The organism is Paenibacillus sp. HB172176, from assembly GCF_011947265.1.
In the GTDB taxonomy this organism is placed as follows: Bacteria; Bacillota; Bacilli; order Paenibacillales; family Paenibacillaceae; genus Pristimantibacillus.
The window spans coordinates 149,581-171,051 of the sequence record NZ_JAATHD010000009.1; the positions used below are offsets into that span (position 1 = coordinate 149,581).

The 21,471-nt window shown below is 54.8% G+C and carries 10 protein-coding genes and 4 pseudogenes; all 14 read right to left on the reverse strand.

What is annotated here, in order from left to right; translation table 11 throughout:
- Positions 1–86: 86 nt before the first annotated feature.
- Positions 87–1,748 (reverse strand): extracellular solute-binding protein, encoded by a 1,662-nt coding sequence (locus tag HFP08_RS14185; protein WP_168121247.1) that lies wholly within the window; start codon positions 1,746–1,748, stop codon positions 87–89.
- A 103-nt stretch (positions 1,749–1,851) separates the two neighbouring features.
- Positions 1,852–2,727, reverse strand: a complete 876-nt coding sequence (locus HFP08_RS14190; RefSeq protein WP_168121248.1) for a carbohydrate ABC transporter permease — start codon at positions 2,725–2,727, stop codon at positions 1,852–1,854.
- Positions 2,728–2,763: 36 nt separating this feature from the next.
- On the reverse strand, positions 2,764–3,714 hold the full coding sequence (locus HFP08_RS14195; protein ID WP_168121249.1) for an ABC transporter permease subunit: 951 nt from the start codon (positions 3,712–3,714) through the stop codon (positions 2,764–2,766).
- A 220-nt stretch (positions 3,715–3,934) separates the two neighbouring features.
- Complete coding sequence (locus tag HFP08_RS14200) at positions 3,935–5,860, reverse strand: helix-turn-helix transcriptional regulator (protein WP_168121250.1); 1,926 nt, start codon at positions 5,858–5,860, stop codon at positions 3,935–3,937.
- A 494-nt stretch (positions 5,861–6,354) separates the two neighbouring features.
- The gene (locus HFP08_RS14205; protein ID WP_168121251.1) at positions 6,355–6,546 is read right to left on the reverse strand and encodes a hypothetical protein; all 192 of its coding nucleotides are present in this window, start codon (positions 6,544–6,546) and stop codon (positions 6,355–6,357) included.
- A gap of 271 nt (positions 6,547–6,817) precedes the next feature.
- Positions 6,818–8,323: a DHA2 family efflux MFS transporter permease subunit gene (locus tag HFP08_RS14210; protein ID WP_168121305.1), complete on the reverse strand. Its 1,506-nt coding sequence runs from the start codon at positions 8,321–8,323 to the stop codon at positions 6,818–6,820.
- Positions 8,324–8,340: 17 nt separating this feature from the next.
- Complete coding sequence (locus HFP08_RS14215; RefSeq protein ID WP_168121252.1) at positions 8,341–8,550, reverse strand: MbtH family protein; 210 nt, start codon at positions 8,548–8,550, stop codon at positions 8,341–8,343.
- 410 nt (positions 8,551–8,960) lie between these two features.
- Positions 8,961–11,726: pseudogene (locus HFP08_RS29710) on the reverse strand (alpha/beta fold hydrolase); the annotation flags it as partial.
- 330 nt (positions 11,727–12,056) lie between these two features.
- Positions 12,057–13,040: pseudogene (locus HFP08_RS29715) on the reverse strand (condensation domain-containing protein); the annotation flags it as partial.
- A 207-nt stretch (positions 13,041–13,247) separates the two neighbouring features.
- Positions 13,248–15,617 (reverse strand): annotated as a pseudogene (locus HFP08_RS29720) (non-ribosomal peptide synthetase); the annotation flags it as partial.
- Positions 15,591–17,096, reverse strand: a pseudogene (locus HFP08_RS29725) (condensation domain-containing protein); the annotation flags it as partial. The pseudogenes HFP08_RS29720 and HFP08_RS29725, both read right to left, overlap by 27 nt.
- 27 nt (positions 17,097–17,123) lie before the next feature.
- Positions 17,124–18,056 (reverse strand): isochorismatase family protein, encoded by a 933-nt coding sequence (locus HFP08_RS14235; RefSeq protein ID WP_168121307.1) that lies wholly within the window; start codon positions 18,054–18,056, stop codon positions 17,124–17,126.
- A gap of 159 nt (positions 18,057–18,215) precedes the next feature.
- The gene (locus tag HFP08_RS14240; protein ID WP_240941391.1) at positions 18,216–20,051 is read right to left on the reverse strand and encodes a (2,3-dihydroxybenzoyl)adenylate synthase; all 1,836 of its coding nucleotides are present in this window, start codon (positions 20,049–20,051) and stop codon (positions 18,216–18,218) included.
- A 40-nt stretch (positions 20,052–20,091) separates the two neighbouring features.
- A complete protein-coding gene (dhbC, locus tag HFP08_RS14245; protein WP_168121253.1) occupies positions 20,092–21,336 on the reverse strand; it encodes an isochorismate synthase DhbC in 1,245 nt (414 codons plus the stop codon).
- Positions 21,337–21,471: the final 135 nt, after the last annotated feature.

Consider the following 21,471-nt stretch of genomic DNA (forward strand, 5'->3'; position numbering starts at 1 on the left):
CAAATTTCACCTCGGAAGTCTCTAAGTGACGAAGCGAAGGGAAAGATTAGAATATCCTTCCCCTTGCGCTGCGTCCCTCAGTAAGCTTATTGTTGCAGTTTCTGCTGATCGACTGTATCCCAATAATCACTCATCAAGAAAGCAGAATCCTGCTTGTTTTTGTACCAATCAATCATGAATTCGTCGATCTCCTTGCCCCCTGCCTTTTCCCAGTTCGAGACAACATCCTTGTAGGCCTGATCGACCGTGTATTTGCTACCGCTAAGCACGGCTTTGGTCCAAATGTCCGCGATGTCGCTGTTGATCGTATTGAACGTTGTTTGCATATCCTTGGGGAGTGTAGGCATATGCTCGCCAAGGGTTATAGTCGGATATTTCTTAGTCGAATCCATGTAAAGCTGATTGGCCTTCTGGTACATTTCAAGTCCCGCTTTCTGTTCAGGAACGTCCGTGTTGAATTGCGTTTCAGTTGAAGCGCATTGACCGCTGAGCATACGTGTATAGGATTGGGAGAAGTCGACTGCCCATGATACTTCGGTTTTTGTTTTGGCCGGATCGATCGACTGTGGGCACCCTGCCTCGTCCAACTGATAATGAACGCCTTCCTGACCAAACAACAACGTGCGGCCGGTTGATTCACGATCGATGAAGTCAATGTACTTGATAGCCGCCACAGGATCCTTCGTCTTCGCGTTAATTGCCGTAGTCGCTTGCACCGGATTCTGAAGCTCAGGAATGTATTCACCGGCCGGGCTCTCCGGCAACGCGATAGGTTCGACAATGGCTCCTGGATCCGCTTGCGTCAATAATTGCAAATCTGTAACTGTGAAATTAAACCAATTGCCTACAAACGCCGGATATATGCCCAGCTTGCCGTTCAAGAAGTCTTGCTTGGCCTTGGCTCCATTCTTGTCGTTCGCGAAATCCTGGTCCACAATCCCTTCGTCGAACAAGCGCTTCTTAAATTCAGTTGCTTGCTTGGCATATTCAAAGCCACGGCCAGGCAGACCGTCGACAAGTCCATAGCTGGCGCCCGGACTTCCGAACATGCCATTTATAACATTCTCCGACCGCCAACTGATGGCTATGCCATACGTGTCCTTCTCTCCATTACCATCCGGATCCTGCTCGGCGAAGGCTTTTGCAACCTGATACAATTCTTCTGTCGTTTTCGGAACATCCAAGTGCAGCTTCTCCAACCAATCCATCCGGATAAACATGGCATTTAGCGGGAACGATGGAAGCACTCTTCCTACTTTGTAAATATTTCCATCTGTTCCTGTTGTCACCTTCTTTAATGCCGGATATTCCTTGAGCAGTTCCTTATACTCCACGCTGCTATTCTCAATTAGATCATCGAGCGGCATTAATTGCTTCTGATCAATTAACGGATCCAGTATATTAGGCGCGAATTCGTTGACAACATCCGGCGCATTGCCCGAAGCAAACAGCACATTCCATTTCTGGGCCGGATCATTTCGCGGTATCGGCACGAACGTTACATCAGTTGGACCGTTATCATTGATCCATTTCGCCCAGCGATTATTATCGATTGTTCCTTCTGATGCGGGAACATTGCCCCTGTCATAGACCGATACGGTAATATGCCCTTTCTTGACCGTTTCGTTCTGCGCTGTGCCCGAAGAAGCTGAGGATTTTGAAGGTTCTTTATTATCATCACTGCAGGCCGCCAGAACGAACAACATGCAAATGACCAAGCCAAGTACGGACAAAAATTGTTTTTTCATACGTGAGTTCCCCTTTTCATTTTTGAATGAATGCCCTGCACGGACGCTGTTCCCCAGTATCCTTCACTTATTCGCTAAGCATCCCTCCTCTCAAGCATAGAGTTTATCCTTTAACCGATCCAATCATGACGCCTTTAACAAAATACTTCTGCACAAACGGATAAACAATCAGCATCGGAACTACCAGTACAACGACACCGGCTGCTTTGATCCCTTCATCCACAACATTGGAGTTTACATCCGGCTGATCAAGCATACTCTGCTGCAGCACACTCTGATTTTGTATCATCTGCTGCACGAGCACAGACAGGTTCTGTGAAGCCGAATCATTGATATAAATCAGCATGCTGAAAAATACATTCCAGTATGCGACACCATAAAAAAGCGACAATGTAGCGATAACTGGCAGTGACACCGGCAGCAGCACCTGAATGAGTAAGCGCAATTCCCCACATCCGTCGATCCGTGCTGCCTCTTCTATTTCCTTTGCAATTCCTTCGAAATACGTGCGCAGAATCAGCATGTTGTACGTGCTTACAAGACCTGGAAGCCAGATCGCCCAATAAGAGTTGACCAAGCCTAATCCTGATACCAACAAATAAGTGGGGATCAAACCTCCGGAGAAAATCATCGTAAAAATCATCAGGACTGTAAATGCTCGTCGTGCATAGAAATATGGACGGGACAGCGGATATGCAGCCAGTATCGTCACTGCCATGCTCAGCATAACTCCAACCAAGGTAATATGAATACTATTCTTAAAAGCTCTTATAACCGAAGTCCCGCTTATGAGTAATTTGTAGGTCGCCAGATTGAAATCTATCGGCCATAGCCCTACCTTGCCAATTTTCACCGCATCCGCACTGCTGAACGACTGTGAGAATATATGCATAAGCGGAAGCAGACACGAGCAGGCAAGTAAGGATAAGATGACATAATTGGTAATATAGAATACCTTCTCGCCTAATGATGCGCGCATATTCATTTCCTCCATCTGTTTAGAAAGATAAGTGACTTAGAACAAGCCTCGTTGGTAACGCCTGGCAATTGCATTCAGCGTTAAAAGAAGAGTAAACGACACCACGGACTCAAATAGCCCCATCGCTGTCGTAAGGCTAAATTGTGCACCCTGCAGACCGACGCGGTAAATGTAGGTGCTTATAACATCCGCGACGTCCTTGACCGCGGGATTCTGCAAGATAAACACTTGATCGAATCCAACCTCCATCACACGCCCCATCGACAGAATGAACAACAAAATCATTGTCGGAGCAATGCCGGGCAGCGTAATGTGAAGCGTTTGTTTCCATTTCCCTGCGCCGTCAATATTGGCCGATTCATACAACGCAGGATCGATTGTAGACATGGCTGCCATATAAATAATGGCGTTGAAGCCCATGTCTTTCCATATACCTGAACCGATAAAGATGTTAATCCATGAGCCCTCATGGTACAGGAACGAGATCGGCTGTTCAGTTAATCCGCTCAACCAATGATTAAGCGTCCCATCAATGCCAAAAATCGATACTACAATACCGCCAACAATAATCCATGAGAAAAAATGCGGCAAATAGACAAGCGTTTGGGTGATCTTCTTAAACGTCATATTGCGAACTTCGTTGAACAAAATAGCAAGAGCAACCGGGAAAGGAAACCCAGCAAAAATCTGAAGCCCGCTCAACAATAATGTGTTGCGAATAATCTTCACAGAATCCGGGAAGGTGAACAGCTTGCGGAAATTATCCAAGCCAACCCACGGACTGTGAAACACGCCATCATAAAAATTGTAATCTTTAAATGCAATAATACTTCCAATCATCGGTGCATATTTGAAGATCAAATAATACAAAATGACCGGGATAAACATAAATAGCAATGGTACGTTTTGCCTGAATCGCCTTAAGCCCCGGTTACCTCTATGAATGGCAACAGCCGCTGACTTTTCAGAAGGGTCTGTCAGTTTCATCGTCTACCTCCTAGCCGCAATGGGTGATATCACTGACTACTATACGATTAACCCGCAAAGTGCTTCAATCGCTCGTTTTCCCGCTATCAACATCGTTCTCGGGAGAGGTGGCTGCGCTGTTCTCCGGGTAAAAAAAAATCGCGCACGCGATGTGCACGATTCTTGTTGATTCCCTAAATACCGGAATCTATATGGAAAAAGTTCAACAAACATGGGGATTTCAACCCCTGGACGCCTTCCGGTATTCGCCTGGTGTCTGTCCTGTCTGTTTTTTGAATGAACGTATAAAGGTGTTTGGATGCATATAACCAACTTGCGTCGTAATATCCTGAATGGATTCTTCCGTATTTATAAGGATCGCTTTGGCCCTCTCTATTCGAATTTGTGTCAACTCCTCGCTGAAGTTGGCGCCAATCTCTTCTCGGAACAACCGGCTTGCCGTTTTCACATGAAGTCCGAACAGCTCGCCAAGCAGTTGAAGAGACATATCCGGATTGTTATAATGCTCCTCAAGATAGGCGCGCATCTCTAGCACAAGCTTGTAATTGGATCTTTCCGAACGAACATTTGCCATTTCTTCTTTTATAGCTCTAAGCACATCGCTCAAGCGATTCTGAAGCTCCTCCAATGTCTCCCATTCACTCGACACTCTCTCCAATTCGGCAGAGCCTGAACGCTTCCAAATTTCGTATAAATCAGGCGAAAGTCCCGCCATTTCTTTCTGCATGATAAAAATCAGATAACTGACGAAATTCGTCATCTCTTCGCGCGAGTAAACACCATTGCGAATATCGTCGAACATCCGGTCAAGTTCCTTCTCCCAGCCCTCCTCACCACTCCGAATGGCAATAGCGAGATTGCGAATGGCATGAAAGGGATTGCTTGCCTGATGCTTCCCTCGATCTCTCAGCTGCCAGAAACCAACAACGGGAATGTCTCCCAAGGATGGCTGATAGGCAAGCGCTTCTTTCGCTTCCTCATATGCGCTGCTTAATAGATCAGGTTGATTGGATGAAGAGCCGATCCCGATTGATACACTGAAGTCCAAATGCTTGTCTATCCATTGCACCAATGAATTCGCCTTGTCCAATGCTCCGGACTCAGATTCATAGTCGGATTCCTTATCCTGGATCATCGTTATCACTGTCAGACGATCGTTTGTCATCCATTCTGACCAAGAAACAGCTCCCGCTGTTTCCATTATTTCCCTAACAACATTGCTCAGAACGAATTTCAGTAAATTCTGATCGCGACGGGAGTATGTCTCGGCAAAAATTCGATATTTATTAATCCGTATAACATAAGTGACAAATTCTTCGAAGACGTAGGGCATTTCCAGGTCAATCATGTCCTGTTTCCATGCATCCTGTTTGAACGATCGAACTCCTTCCAGCCATTCCGTAAAAAATCTTTGCCTGCGATAACTTAAGGTTTCCTTATGTTGTCTTTGGTAAACGTCGGCTTGATCAAGCAGTTGCTCAAGAGCAGAATCAATGAATTTGAATTCATCTCCATTTTCTTTTTGAAACAGCTTTGCTTGCTTTTGTTCAACAAACTGTTGGATCCGATTGAGAATAGACTGGATAGGTTTATAATTTTGCCGTGCTGCCAAGATAATCCACGCTATCCCCAGCAAGCAAAACAATGCACAGACCAGAATCCAATACTTGGATAGAGTCGATACGATTCGAAACAAATTGCCGTTCTCTACTCCATTCTGTATTTGCCAGCCTAAGTAATCGGAAACATACGTGGCTTGAATATAGTCGGCGTCTCCTTGCTCCGCATATATAGGCGTACCATCTCGATTATAAACGGCTATATGATTGTTTGGAACTGATTTGGTCAACGATTGAATCAATTGGATGATGTACTCTTTCCTAACATTTACAACGATTAGACCGTCCGTGCCCGTGAAAAGCGGCGTATATCTAATTAACGATATCATCTCTTCCGAATCCTGCTGTGAAAATCCTGAACGCATATTCGTCCACGGCCTGTTCAATGTCGATTGTTGAAGCGCTTCAACAATGACTTGCTTATCCGTAAAATGATCAAGAAGCGATGCGGACAAAGGCGTCAAAACCATCCCGTCCGAGTTCCTATACAAATAGATAGAGTCAACTAATGGCATGGCTGTAATCATATTTTTGAGTTCCTCCGACGGCTTGACCATTGATTCATAACGATCTTCTCGCAAACTCCCCTTAAAAAAATTCATCAACGAACCCTCGGCCGCTATTTCATTCGAAACGACATTGTCAATAAATCGAAACTCATTATCCAGAGACTGCTGCACTTGCTCCGCAAATATTTCATTTGATTCAGCTGCAGTTTTCCGTGAAACATCGTTAAATGCAAAGAGTAACGTAAACATAAGCAACGGTACAATGAACAAAAAGATGGTGATATAAGAAAGCGCCCATCGCCGGAAGCCTGTCATTCTAAATCCTCCGGTAACACGATGACCCCCACTTTCCGCATGCTGTGCGGAAAGCTTCTCCGTGTAAAATGCTTTTCTCATCTTAAATACATATCTCCCTTAATCGGTATTTTCCAATTAAACTATCGCCATCTTGATAAGAAGCGCCGCAGGGGCAGATAGATTCTCGCTAAATCAAAAGCGTTTTTAATCATTAGTTACATGGAGCTAGCCGACAACAGCTCTCCCTCTTCCAATACCAAGGAAATATTCAGCATATTCCCCATATTGAATTGCGCCGCTCTTAACACGCGATTTCGCCCCGCAGAATGATAAGCTTTTATGCGTCCGATCGCAATCTTAACGATGGCCATTAACTTGCCATCATCTTCATGCGATGGCCTAATCATAGACTACTATCCTATCTCGGAGAATTCGGATATGTCAAGCGTCTGCTCCGTGCACGTTCTCGACGGCATCACGATAGCAATTGAGCAGATTTAACAACTTTGTAACTAGGGAGAGGTTATTTCGCCAACAAGGGGCTTATCATACGAGGATTCCGAAACTTAATATTAATGTATATGTAATAAAACGGGGAGCTTCAGCTCCAAGTGCCAACGCCCTGACGGGTGTTGGCACTTGGAGCTGAACGGTCGAGGATTCGCAATGCTGAACGCTTTAGGCCGACTGTTTGGCGGCGGCGTTCATCGGCTGTCGAAGCTGCGCTGCGGCCGCATCCTTGCCGCGCAGCGTGAGCGACAGCGTCCAGGCCAGCAGCAGGAAGGCCGCCGCCGCGAGCAAGGCCATGCGATACGCATCCCCGTCGGGAAGCGCAGCGATTGCCGTGGTCGTTGCTGTCACCGCGTCCGCGGAAGATGCGGCATTCGCATCGGCTGCCTCGCCCGCGGATGTCGCGGCTCCGGGCGAGGCGGCGGCCAGCACGCTGCCAATCATCGCGACGCCGAGCGCCGATCCTAGCCGGTTCTGCATCTGAAACAGCATCGTCGCCTGCCCCATGCTCGGCGGTTCGATGCGGGCGAAGGCCATAAGCTGCACCGCGCCGACGGAATGGCCAAGCGTGAAGCCGCCCAGGAGCAGCAAGAGCCGAATGAGCCATGGACTGGTAGTCGGCTGTACGAGGGACAGCATGCCGAAGATGAGCATCGCGCCCAGCAACGCTGCCTGGATGACGCGGCGGGAGCCGATTCGCTTCAGCGACCAAGGCAGACATTGCGAAGCGGCCATCAAGCCCAACGCCTCGGGGAAGGTCGTCAGCCCGGAATGCAACGGGGATGCGCCGAATATATCCTGATACATGAGAGGGAATACGTACAGCATGCCGAGCAAGCCGGCAGCCGAGCACAAAGCGATCAAGCCCGTCGTGCGATAGAGTCGATCGCCGAGCAAGCGCAGCTGCAGCATTGGAGCCTTCACCCGAAGCTCAACGATGACCATAACGGCAAGAAGGAGCATGCCCGCTGCTCCAATACGAATGATTCCCGGCGAATCCCAGCCTTGGATCGAGCCTTGGCTTAGCGCATAGACGACCATTGCGAACCCCGGCGCGCTAAGCAGTAAGCCTATTGCGTCCAGGCGCCGATGTTGTCCCGGCTGCCGTTGCTCCTCCTTCAAACCGAACCAGCCAAGCAACAGCGCGATTATTCCGATTGGCAGATTGATATAGAAGCACCAACGCCATGACCAGGTCTCGACGAAGAACCCTCCAAGTATCGGTCCAATCGCCGGTGCGACTGCAATCGGCACAATGAGCGAGCGTGAAAGCTTCGCCCGCTCCTCCGGCGGGAACGCGCGGAACAGCATCGCCATGCCAACAGGAGCAATCAGTCCTCCTGCCGCGCCCTGCACAATGCGGAACAGCACCATTTGCTCCAGCGACGAGGCAAGACCGCAGCAAGCAGAGGCAGCCGTGAATACGGCAATCGCGCCGAGCAGCACCCGCTTGCCGCCGAAGCGATCGCCGAGCCAGCCTGCGGCGGGCAGCGTTATCGCCACCGCGACCAGATAGCCGATATTGACCGTTCCCGCCTCCGCGGGCGACACGCCCATCTCCTTGCAGATCGTCAGCAAAGCGACGTTCACGATCGTCCCGTCCATCGCGACAAGGAACATGGCGGCGACATACACAAATCGGATGATGATGCGCGGGTTTAACGCCCCGGCCAGCTTATTCGCCATCCCCGTCACAAGCCCGGCGAACGCGGCTCTCCTGCCAGCGGACGCATATCGGTCCAATTCTGCTCGATATAGCCCAGGCAAGCGTCCCGCTCTCCCTCATACTCGCTTTCCCAGCCAGCCGGAATGCCCGCGAAGGCGGGCCAGAGTGAATACTGGCCCAGCTCATTCTTAAGCGCATAATATCTCTCTCCTGCTTCTTCAAACGGATTGCTCATTTGTTTTCCTCCCTGGAAGTAATAATGAATAACGCTGGATTTCAGCACTGCAGCAGCGACAGCCCCGCGGTTAGCCGCTGATTTCTGTTTTTTATCGATACTCATTTCCCTGCAATCGGATCGGGCGTAGATCTTTGGTTGATTCGTGAGGGTGCGGCCATTTGTACAAGACGTGAAACCTAACGGTCACCGTTGACCGTAAGCAGCAATTTTTATTGGTTTTTAGTTTTTAACGGTCGCGAATGACCGTAAGAGTAGGGATTGAAGGGTTTCATCCATTATTTCTGTCTCTAACGGTCAAATGCGACCCTTACATTCCGTAAATCGTTTAAAACGCAGCCTAACGGTCGCGGATGTCCTTTAAAATAAGCAGGATATCCTTAATTGTTAATTCTCGCTTGATTAGAAATCTAGATTCCGACCTCGCCCGCTCCCAGCTTCCGCGACAAGATTCGGCCAATCTCCGCAAGCGGTCCCGGCTGGCACAGATCCTTGTGGCGGCAAGCGAGATCATGCTGCTCGATGGAGCCGGTAATATAAGGCTGCCACGTATCCGGCGAGATCGGCGTGAACCAGTCCGGAATAACCGTCGAATGAACGAACAGCAGGTCGCCAGCGAACTTGCCAGGCCTGTACTCGCCCAGAATGCGCACGGAATTCACATACGTATCCTTCAGGCTCATGATGACCTCGGGCTCCAGACTGGCGAGCGCGCTTCCGTCGCTTTGCAGGATTCGAATCGCCGCGTCCATGTCGAGCGTCTGCTCGCCCAGACTGTTGGGATCGTATCCGCCCAGCGCAAGCAGCGCGATAAGCGCTTCTTCATCGTTCGGCCCCTCGCTGATCGGGAGGAAATGACTGGGGAACGCATCGAGCATAACCAGCAGCGCGATCTCCTCGCCTTCCTCCTGCATTCGCGAGGCGACGGCATGCGCCACATTGCCGCCAAGCGACCAGCCGAGCAAATAATACGGGCCATGCGGCTGAACGCTCCGTATATGCGCGATATAATCCTCCGCCATCTCGGTTAAGCTCGCCGGCAGCGTCTCCGCTCTGGCGATGCCTCTTGCCTGTAAGCCATAGATTGGAAAAGCGGAGCCCAGCGATTTCATCAAGCCGGCATAACACCAGCTGAGCCCTCCGGCCGGATGGATGCAGAAGAGGGGCGGACGGGCTCCGCTCTTCCGCAGCGGCAGCAGCACCTCGAGCGAGCCCTTGCCGTCGCCGCCGTCCAAACGGCCTGCGAGACCCGCCACCGTCGGCGCCTCGAACAGCGCACCGATACTCAGCGATACGCCAAGCGCCTCCTGAATGCCGCTCATCAGCTTCACCGCGAGCAAGGAATGGCCGCCAAGATCGAAGAAGCCGTCGTCGATGCCCACCTTATCCAGACCGAGAATCTCCGCATACAAATCGCATAAAATTTCTTCCTGCGGCGTTCTTGGCCCCCTGCTTTCCGTTGCACCGCTCAGCTCCGGCGCTGGCAGCGCCTTGCGATCCAGCTTGCCGTTAACCGTAAGCGGCAGCGAAGGCAGCAGCACGACTGCGGATGGCACCATATAGGATGGCAGCAAGGAGGCCGCATGCTGGCGAAGCTCGCCCGCGCTCGGTTCGAGCCCCGCTTCCGGTACGGCATAGGCCACTAGCCGCCTGTCTCCCGGAGCATCCTCTCTGACGAGAACAACAGCCTGCGAAATACCTTCCGCCTCCGCCATAACCGCTTCGATCTCTCCAAGCTCGATGCGGAAGCCGCGGATTTTCACCTGATGATCCATCCGACCGATATAGTCCAGCGATCCATCCTTCAACAGGCGGGCCAGATCGCCCGTCCGGTACATTCGCGAGCCTGGCTCGCCGTATGGATCAGCCATGAAGCGCTCGGCCGTCAAACCCGGACGCCGCCAATAACCGCGGGCCAGTCCTTCTCCAGCCACATACATCTCTCCGGTCACGCCGGGCGGAAGCGGCTGCAGATACTTGTCGAGCACATAGACGCGAAGATCCGGTATCGCCGATCCGATCAGGCTGTTCGAATGGTTTTCCGTCATAGCTCTCGTCAGCGGATAATAGCTCACATGCACCGTCGTCTCGGTAATCCCGTACATATTCACCAGCCGCGGCGACCTGTCATCATGTCGACTGTACCAGTCCTTCAGCTCCGAGAGATTCAAGGCTTCCCCGCCAAAAACGACATACCTCAGTGTCAATTCCCGTCCAATCTCCGGATTTTGTTTGTCCGCGTGCATAAGCTGATAAAAGGCGGACGGCGTTTGGTTCAGCACGGTCACTTGCTCTTCCGCGAGCAAGTGCAGAAAGGCTTGCGGCGATCGAGACACCTCATGCGGCACGATGACCAGTCGCCCTCCGTACAGCAATGCCCCCCATATTTCCCATACCGAGAAATCGAAGGCGTACGAGTGGAACAAAGTCCAGACATCCTGCTGTCCAAAATCGTAGCCTCCCACCGCTGGCGCCGAAGGGGCGTGAATGCCGCTCGCGGCAATTGCTGCAACTGTTCCAGCTGCTTGCGCCACAACGCTCTGCGCAACTCCCGTTACATTTGCTCCCGCTTCTGCGCCCGCCTGTGTATCCTCCGCTATTCCAGCCCCTGCTTCAGCTTCCGTCCGCGTGCCTGCTTCCGTCGTCGTGAACAATCGCACCGCATTGCGATGCGGAATCATGACGCCCTTGGGCTTGCCGGTCGATCCCGATGTAAAAATGATGTAGGCGATCGAATCCGGCGTTAATGGTCGGACACGCTCGCTGTCGACAGGATTGCTCGTTGGCATCTCGCTTAGCTTATCGAGCATGGCAGGATCGTCGAGCAGAAGCTTTTCCTCCGATAGCGCAGCGTCCGTCGCCAAGCAGCCTATAAGGCGGGACGGCCTCGTATCGTCGAGGATAAACGCCAATCTCTCTCCGGGATTATCCGGATCAAGCGGCAAATACCCGGCTCCCGCCTTCAATACGGCGAGCAAGCCGATGAGCATCAGCTCCGTGCGGGGCAGCAGCAAGCCGACGATCTGCTCGGGCCCCACGCCTTGCTCTATCAGATAATGCGCCGCCTGATTCGCCCGTTCGTTAAGCTCCCCGTAGGTGTACGACGCGCCGCCACAGGTTACGGCGACGGCGTTCGGACGCCGCGCTGCCTGCTCCTCGAACAGCTCCGGGAGCGTTCGTCCCGACCAGGGATGCGCGGGAGCTACTGCTACTGTACGATGGGCATCAGGCGCTGCCGATAAAGCTTCGCCTGATGCTCCGAGCGCTGCTTGGATCGTTGTTTCGGATGCTGTTTCGAGCGCTATTTCGGGCGCTGCTTCGGATGCTGTGTCGGGCGCTGCTTCGGGCGCTGTTTCAGGCGCTGCTTCGGACGCTGTGTCGGGCGCTGACGCAGCTGCGGCATCGAGAGCAGCTTTGGGCGCAGCATTCGCCGCACTCATCGCCGCCTCTGCTGCAACAGCCGATATTCCTGTTCCTCCTCTTCCCAACCTCCTGGAGAAAGCTGTTCTCTCAGAGTCGGTCAGCAATTCGAACCGGGTAAACGGCTTATCGGGCTCCTCGCAGCCCTGCGCGAGCAGCAGCTGCCATCGCTCGGCCAGCTTCTCGATTGAGGAACGCTCGAATAGATCCGTGCTGTATTCGATCCATGCGTCGATGCCGTCAAGTGAACCGTCCGCATGGCTTCGTTCCCGGCATTCAATTGTCAGATCGAATTTAGCCCGGCCGACGGTATCCAGTCGCAGCTCGGCATCGACGCCTTCGATAGAAATGCCGGGCTCGGGTGTATTTTGGAAAGCGAGCATGACCTGAAACAAAGGATGCCTTGACCGGGAGCGCGGCGGATTCAAGATCTCCACCAATCGCTCGAACGGCACATCCTGGTGGTCATAGGCGGAGAGGTTGGAGCTTCTCACCCGCCCTAGCAGCTCGCGGAAGCCAGGCTCGCCCGAGGTGTCTGTGCGCAAAATAATCGTATTGATAAACAAACCGACCATATCGCCGAGCGCATCGTCGTTCCGTCCGGCGACCGGACTTCCGAGCGGAATATCAGCTCCTGCGCCAAGTCGCGTGAACAAGGCCGCCAGTCCCGCCTGCACGACCATGAACAAGCTGCTGCGCGTCTCTCTCGCCAGCGTTAGCAAGCGCTCATGCAGCTCAGTAGGAATGCGAAAGGCGTACGTCTCTCCGTAATGCGTCGATTCAGCGGGACGAGGGAAGTCCGTTGGAAGCTCCAACTGATGAGGCAGATCGCTCAATCGCTCCCTCCAGAAGGCAATCTGCCTGGCGATCAGACTATCGGAGTCTCCCTCGTCGCCTAGCAGCTTCTCCTGCCACAGCGCGTAATCCGCATAGTGCAGAGCAAGCGGCTCCCATCGGGGCTCCGTTCCCCGCGCTCTCGCCGAATAAGCCTCGCTCAAATCACGGGTCAGACCGCTTAGCGACCAGCCGTCTCCGACAATATGATGCAGGTTCAACAGCAGAGCATACTCTTGTTCTGGCTCATCGCCGCGCATCAGCCGCTCCCCGTTGATCGCATCTATCGATTGCAGAGATGCGGAGACTTTCGAGTTAATCGCATTCAAGCTCGCTGGAGACGATGCATCTGGGCTTGTTGCACCTGTCGTTGTCCCATCTGGGCTTATTGCATCTGGGCTTATTGCATCTGGGCTTGTTGCAGCAGGAGCAGACGCCTCCCGAATCGTGAACAAATGCGCCCGAAAGCACAGCTCTCGCGACAGATCGAAGCTGTAGCGCGCCGCTTGCGCCAGCGCATCGGACAGCTCCTCCCTGCGAAGCGATGCGGTATGAAGCCGGAAATCCACGGAATTTCCTTCCAGCACCTGCTGATGCGGCAAGCCGCCCTGCTCCGGAAAGAGCGTTCGCAGCGATTCATGGCGTTCAACGATATCCCTCAAGACCGACTCAAGAGCGGCGGAATCCAGCGGCCCCTTAAGTCGCACGACAAGCGGAATGTTATAGGTCGGACTAGGCCCCTCCAGCCGATGCAGGAACCAAAGCCTGCGCTGCGCGAAGGATAGCGGAATGACGGCTGGACGCCTTGCCCTGCGAATCGCCGGTCTGACCTCAGCCGCCTGATCGATCAGTCTCGCAATGCCCGCAGGCGTCGGCGACTCGAACAGACTTGCTATGGACAGCTCCGCCTGCAAGCCGTCGCGAATGCGGCTCATAAGACGTCCGGCGAGCAGCGAATGGCCGCCCAGCTCGAAGAAATCGTCGTCGATGCCAACCCTCGGCACATCCAGCAGCTCGGCGAACAGCTCGCAGAGCATCTCCTCCTGCGGCGTTCGCGCCGTTCGGCTGCCGAAGCCGGCTCTGGAGCCGGACCGATAGTCGGGCGCAGGAAGCATCCTCCGATCCAGCTTGCCGTTCGGCGTAAGCGGCATTTGATCCAGGAAAACAATAGCGGAGGCCCGCATATAGTCCGGCAATCCGGCTGCCAGATGCTCGCGCAGCGCAGACGCATCCGCAGCCTCTGCCACGGCGTATGCAACCAGCCGCTTGTCGCCGGGCTGATCCTCGCGGACGACAACGGCGCCGGCGGATACTCCGGGGAAGCTCGCGAGAATGGCCTCGATCTCCGGAATTTCGATGCGGAAGCCCCGAATTTTGATTTGATGGTCGGAGCGCCCGCAATAATCCACCGTTCCATCCTGCAGCCAGCGCGCCATATCGCCGGTGCGGTACATGCGAGAGCCCGGAGGGCCGTATGGATTCGCCGTGAATCTCTCCGCGGTAAGAGCGGCCTTCCTCCAGTAGCCCAGCGCCAGACCGTCACCGGCAATGTACAAGTCGCCGGTCACGCCCGGCGGAACCGGCTGCAGTCCGCTGTCGAGAATATAGAGCTGCGTATTCCAGATCGGTTTGCCGATGGACGGTTTGGCGGGTTGCCCCTGTGCAGCGGTTTGCCTTTGTGCAGCGGGTTGCCCGCTGACAGAGCTGCGAACGGAGTCATCATCCCTATCTGATCCGTCCTGATACCGAATGCTCGTAGACCAGATCGTCGTCTCTGTAGGCCCGTACAAATTCGTCACCTCGCCGCTCCATTTCAGCAGCTCGCGAAGTAATCCGCCAGAGAGCGCTTCGCCCCCAACCAGTATCCGCACCTGGCTCAAGGCTCCCGGTTCTTGCTCCGTCATCGCTTGCCAAAGCGAAGGAGTGGCCTGCATGAGCGTCGCGCCGCAGCTCCGAATCAGCTTCGATAACGTCGCCGGATCCTGAATGATGCGCTTATCCGCGAGAATGAGCGCTGCGCCGCTCAGGAGCGGCATGAATATTTCCAGAATAGAAATATCGAAGGATACGGTTGTCACGGAAAGCAGCCGGTCCCGCACGCTCAACGCGAACTGATCGCCCATGGACAGGAGGAAATTCGTGAGGGCGGAAGAAGGAATAACAACGCCCTTCGGCTTGCCTGTCGAGCCCGAGGTATACAGAATATAAGCCGGATCGCTCGACCTCGGAGCGCTTAGCCTCTCTTCGGCCGTTAGATTATGGCTCGCGAATCCTCCTCTCTCCCGTTCAAGCTGTTCGCTGTCTAATAGAAGATAGATGTCGGCCATGTCAGCTTGCGCATGCTGCGATTCCGTCAAGCAGCTGTCAGGCTGCGAGGAAGCAGGACGAGTCGACAGCGCAGCCGCCGCGCCTGTCGTGGTTAGCACGCAAAGCGCCTGCGCGTCCCCCAGCATGTAAGCGATGCGATCGCTTGGAAAGTCGATATCGATCGGCAAGTACGCCGCTCCCGTCTTATGGACGGCAAGCATGCAAACGATCAGATCCAGACAACGAGGCATCGCAATGGCGATGATGCGCCCCGGACCTGCGCCGCGTGCGACGAGCAGCCTCGCCAACTGATTCGCCCGAGCGTTAAGCTCGGCGTAGGTGAATGCGCTGTCTTCGTGCTGGACGGCCATCTGCTCCGCGCTCCGCTCAGCCTGCTCCTCGAACAGCTCGATAGCTCGTGCCTGCGGAACCGCTCTCGCTGTATCATTCCAGCGCGTAAGCGCATTCTCTCTCTCCTCATCGCCGAGCAGCTCGAGCCCTGAGATTGGCTCGAATGGAGCCGCCATTGAGATGCGCTTCAGAAGGGCGACAAATCTGCGGTGATGCGCAAGTAGCTCTTCCCTCGCATAAAGCTCGGGATTGCCGTCCAGCTCGATCAGAAAGCCGTCCCCATCTGGCTCAGGAAGCATATTAATCGCCAAATCGTCAACAGGACCCGCGGATAAATTATGCTTCGTGCCGAGCCCGCCATGGAAGCTCAGCTCGCGATCGAACGGCATGATATTAATCATCGGACCGAACAATCGGCGCGAATCCCCGATTCGCTTCAAATCCCGCCGCAGCGCTTCATGCCGGAAGCCTTGATGCTTACGGACCGCCCGAATCTCCCGGGCAATCTGACGCGTCAGCTCGGATAGAGGCATACCCGGCCTAACCCGGAGACGAAGAGGCACGATATTCATCACCATCGCCGGCGTATTGATCGACGCGGAGCCTAACCGGCCCATCATAGGCAGACCCAGGATGACGGTCGACGCTCCTGTCAATCGATGCAGGTAGATTGCCGCTGCGGCGAGCACAAGATCCGACCACACCGCGCCTTGCCGACCGGCGGATTGCTGCAAGGCGGTCATGTCGGAGACCGACAGCAAGCCCCGCTGTCTGATGAAGCTGCTCGCGCTTCTCGCTGAGCGTTCGGCCAGGCTGACCGCATCCGGATCATCGCTGAACCTGCTCAGCCAGAACTCGCGATCGGCAACCGCCCGGTCAGACGAGCGATAACGCTCGTCTTCATCCAGGACGCGTTCCCATGCGCCGAATCTGCCCTCATCATGGGATTGACCCGACATCATCGCGGTATAGACGTCCGCCACGCGTTTCGCCAAGAGGGAGAATCCATAGCCGTCTATAGCAATATGATGAATGCATTGATACCAAAGAAATCGGTTCGGCTTAAGTTGAAAGAGCGCCTGTCTGAACAGCTCGCCTGACGTCAGATTGCACGGCTTCGCCATATCTTCAGCCATCCATGCCTGCGCTTGCTCGAGCGCCGAAGCCTCCTCCCTGTCGCTCCAATCAAAAACATGCAGCTTCCAGTCATGATTTGACTGCAGTTCCTGCCAAGGACCGTCATGATCCTCGCCGAATTGCGCATGCAGCGCATCCGCTTCGCCGATAGCCGTTCGCAGCGCGGCTTCGAAAACTGCCCTATTCAACGGGCCTTGAATATCCACATACTCGCCTGTGTTATAGAGCGGATTGCCCTGATCGAGCCTCGAGGCATACCATATGCCCTCCTGAGCGCCTGACAATGCGCGTCGAGCCGGCGTTTGCGCATTCATTTCCGCCACGCAGTCTTTCTTTTCCAGCCCCGCATTAAACTCCATTTCAACAGTTGTCTCTCTCGGATAGGAAGCTTCCGCCAATTTCGCTTGTTCTGCCTTCACTGCCCTCTCTTCGCTTCCCGCTCGTTCCGCGACATTCGCCTTCTCTATTGCCTTTGTTGCCTTGGTTGTTTGCATCATAACTCCTCCCCTCCGTTCTCTTCCGTTCTACGCATCATAATCCAAATTTGGCACCTCGACTTTCCACTCTGACTTTGCATTCGCCCGGCTGCCAAGCAGCTCGCTCCACTCCTTTAAGGTCGGACGCTCCGCAAGCTCAGCGAAGCTGCTCTCAGCGCCTTCGCGCCGCCATGTCTCGACGAGACTCATAAGCCGGATCGAATCCAGTCCATGCTCCTCGATGAGATCATCCTGATCCTCCAGGCTCCGAGGCTCTGTATCGAGCAGCGCCGCTACTTGCTCTCGCAGCCGACTGACAGAGAACGCGGAAGCCTCCGCCGTCCACAAACCAAGCTGCTCAATCGCTTGCTGCGCGGTCATCGTCACCGCACAGCGCTTCGCGGCATAGTTGAGGGCCATCAGATGCTCGTCCAAGGAGAAGTCGGCAACGGCATCCGCGATCAAGAATGCCTGTATATCCTGCATAAACGCTTCGCAGGCGGTCATCAGACAGCCAATATGCGCATAGATACCGGTTACGATAAGCTGATCGCGCCCCCGCTCTTGCATTAGCTCGGAGAGATTCGTACGGCGAAAGCCGCTGTAGCGCCATTTTTCAAGTGAGATATCTCCCGTCTCTGGAGCTAGCTCCGTCACGATTGGCTTCAAGTGAGGCGCCTTGTTGATGCCCTCCCCCCAGAAATCCCTCAGGAGTCCGCGCTGCTCAGGCGACTGCTCGCCGGGCTGAGCTGTATAGATGACAGGAATGCCAAGCTTGCGACAATGGCGCAGCAGCTCCCCGATATTCGCCAGCAGCTCCGGAACGGGCGATTGCTCCTGGTCGAATGCATTCAGGAAATATTGCTGCATATCATGCACGAGCAATACGGCCCGTTTCGAATCGAGCGTCCATGTCGCGCGATTGTCCGGGAGCTGATCCCCTGTCGGTATGGTATAGGATTGAATCGTTGGCAATGCCATCATAAGTTCCTTCTTTCTATTCAATGTTCTGAATTTCCTTACAGGAAGCTGAATAAGCGCGCCCTATTCCGTTAGATGGATGATGCTTCGCTCCAAGTTCGATAAGCACGTTTTGTTGGGATAGAACCGCCAGCCCCTGCAACTTTTTCAAAAAAACAGCTATAGATTAGCTCCGGCGGGAGCAGGCTTACTCGAAATAAAGCTCTCGCGCAGCGCTTTTTTGCTCACCTTGCCGACATTCGTAAGCGGGAAGGCGTCGACGAATTGGAAGCGGTCGGGGATTTTGTAGGGAGAGAGTCCTCGTCCGCGCAAATGCGTCTTCAGCTCGGAAGCGGACGCCTCGCTTCCTTCGCGCAGGCGAATAAAGGCGCAGCTGCGCTCGCCGAGGAAGGCGTCCGGCATCGACACAAGCGCCGCATCGAACACGGCCGGATGCGACAGCAGATGATTCTCAACCTCTTCCGCCGCAATCTTGTCCCCTCCCCGATTGATCTGGTCCTTCGCTCTGCCTTCCACGACAAGATATCCCCTTGAATCGGCCTTCACAATATCGCCCGTTCGATAAAAGCCGTCCGTCGTGAAGGCTTTGACATTATGCGCCTCGGCCTTGTAATAACCGCGAATCGTATACGGCCCGCGCGTTAGAAGCTCTCCCGCCTCCCCCGGAGCAACCTCGCGATCCTCCTCGTCAACAACGCGAATCTCGTCCCAATCCGACATCGGCCGGCCCTGGGTGTGAATGACGGTATCCTCGTCATCATCCAGCCTGGTGTAATTGACGAGGCCTTCGGCCATGCCGTACACCTGCTGCAGCTTGCAGCCGAGCACAGGCCCGATGCGTCTCGCGGCCTCCGCACTCAGCTTCGCTCCCCCCACCTGCAGCACTTGCAGGGAGGAAAGATCGCATTCGCGAGCCGCCGCCGCTTCCAGCCAGACGAGCGCAAGCGGCGGAACCGCCGCCGTAATCGTAACCCGCTCCCTCGCAATAAGCGGGAACAGCTCATCCGGACTCGGGCTTGCGGCGAACACCACGGTGCCGCCGGCATAGAGCGTCCCGAGCACGCCCGGCGAGCTGAGCGGGAAGTTATGGGCGGCGGGCAGCGCCGCCAGGTACACGCTCTCCTCGCTCACGCCGCAGATTTCATTGCTGCGACGGAAGCTGTACATATAGTCGTCATGGGTGCGCGGAATGAGCTTCGGCAGTCCGGTGCTGCCTCCCGATAGCTGCAGGAACGCCACGTCGCTGGATTTCACGGTCGGGAGCTCCTGCCAATCGCCTTCTCCCTCTCCGGCCCCCAAGACCGCCAGCTCCTTCACCGACAAGAACGCTCCCGGCTCGCCGGCAACAACTACATGGGCAAGCGTCGGCACCTGCCGCTGCACTTCATTCGCCAGCTCGCGATAGTCGAAGCCCGCTGCAGCATCCGGCACTACATAAGCCTTCGCTTCGCTGAATTCGCAGAGATAGCGAATTTCGCTAAGACGATGCAGCGGCAGCGCGAACACGGGCAGAGCGCCGATTCGGAACAAGGCGAAAAGGATTGTCAGGAATTCATTGCGGTTCGTCATCTGTACGACAACGCGGTCCGTTTGCTGCAGCCCTATTCGCAAGAACCCCTTCGCCAGCAGGTTCGCCTGCTCATGCAGCTCCGCATAGCTCAGCCTCTCTTCGCCACAGACAGCGGCAATTGTTCTGCCATAGCGGCTAGCACGCTCGGCCAGCATATCGCCGAGCGTCAGACCTTCCCATAGACCGATCAACCGGTATTTGGAAACAAACTCGCTCGGCCAGGAAGGACAAGCCTTCCGAAGCTCTTGCTGATTCACCGTTTCGTCCCCTGTTGCAGCAGCCGGCACTTCCAGATTTTCACCACATCTTCCACCTTCCCTCGCATTCGCATTATCCCTGTGCATATCCCGTCTTTCTCTTTCCCTCGCATTCTTATTAACACTGGAGGTATTCTGTCTATCTCCTTCAATCGCATACGTATTCATACAGTCCGTCTTCCAAATATCTTCCTTCCCCTGCAAACGCTCAGTACGCCTCATCATCATTCACCCCCATGGCTCGCAGCATTGTACGAAACTTGGCCGATGTCTCGCGAAGCTCCCCTTCCGCGCTCGACTCCGCCACAACGCCGGCTCCCGCATAGAGCTGCAGGGAGCGCTCCTCCGCCAGGGCGCATCGAATCGCGATCGCCCACTCTCCGTCGCCATTCCCGTCGCACCATCCGACCAGCCCCGTATAGTAGCCTCGGTCGAACGGCTCAATTTCCGCGATGGCTTCCCTTGCAAGCTCGGTAGGCGAACCGCAAATTGCCGGCGTCGGATGCAGCGCTACGGCCAGCTCCAAGGATGTCATAGCGGGATTCATCAGCTCACCCCTAATCTCCGTGGACAGATGCCACATCGTCGCCGTCTGCGCGAGCGAAGGCTTCTCCGGGATATCGAGATGGCGGCAATACGGCCTGAGAGCTTCTGCGACGGCTTCGATAACCAGCGCATGCTCGCGCAGATCCTTCGGTGAGGCCAGCAGCGCTTCGGCCCGTCTCGCATCCTCGGCCGCATCCTCGCTTCGCGGCGTCGAGCCCGCAAGCGGATTGACATACACCCCGCAGCCCTCCCTGGCGACAAGCAGCTCCGGGCTCGCTCCAATCAAGGTCTGCGCTCGCCGCGCAGCCCGCAGCTGTCCCATTCCCGGCTCTGCGTAAGGAAGCGGCTTCGGAAGATCAACCGCGAACGTATAGCCGAGCGGATTGTGCCGCGCCAGATTATGCAGCAAGGCCTGCAGCTCGATCGGCTGCGGCGAAGTCAGTCTCAGCGTGCGGGAGAGTACGATCTTGTCCAGTTCGCCCGCACGCATGCGGGCGATCGCCCCCCGAGCGCCAGCAAGGAACTCTTCGGGCGACGGGAACGCTTCGATGCTGCATCCTCCTCGAATCGGGGTTCGCATCGGTTCTTGAGCCGACATTGACAGCTTCTCGAGCTTGCGCACGCGAAGCGGCACGACGAGCCGGGACGGCTGCCCCGGATCGAACGGCACGGCGCCGACCAGCATGGGCCGGCTTTGTCCGCTCTGCTTCAAATGGGCAAGCAGCCGAGACGCCCGCTCGGGAAGCGACCTCAGATCGCCTTCGCCGAACGCATCCGGCAACACGGCAAGCGAGCCCTCCGCGAGCCATGTCGCCCGCGGCGTGGCGAAGAAGAAGGCATTGCCCGGCTGATATTCCTCAATTAAATCGGCGGCCCTTGCTTCCTTAAGCTGTCCTATAGGATTCATGCTTTCCCTCCTCGTTCGGTAAGAGCGTCTCCATATAAAGGAGTCTGCTCTTATTCATTTGTTTATTCCAGGCGAGTGCGACAATTCTATTCGCGACATGGCGGCGCTGTTCAGCATGGTGAAGCAACTGCTAGG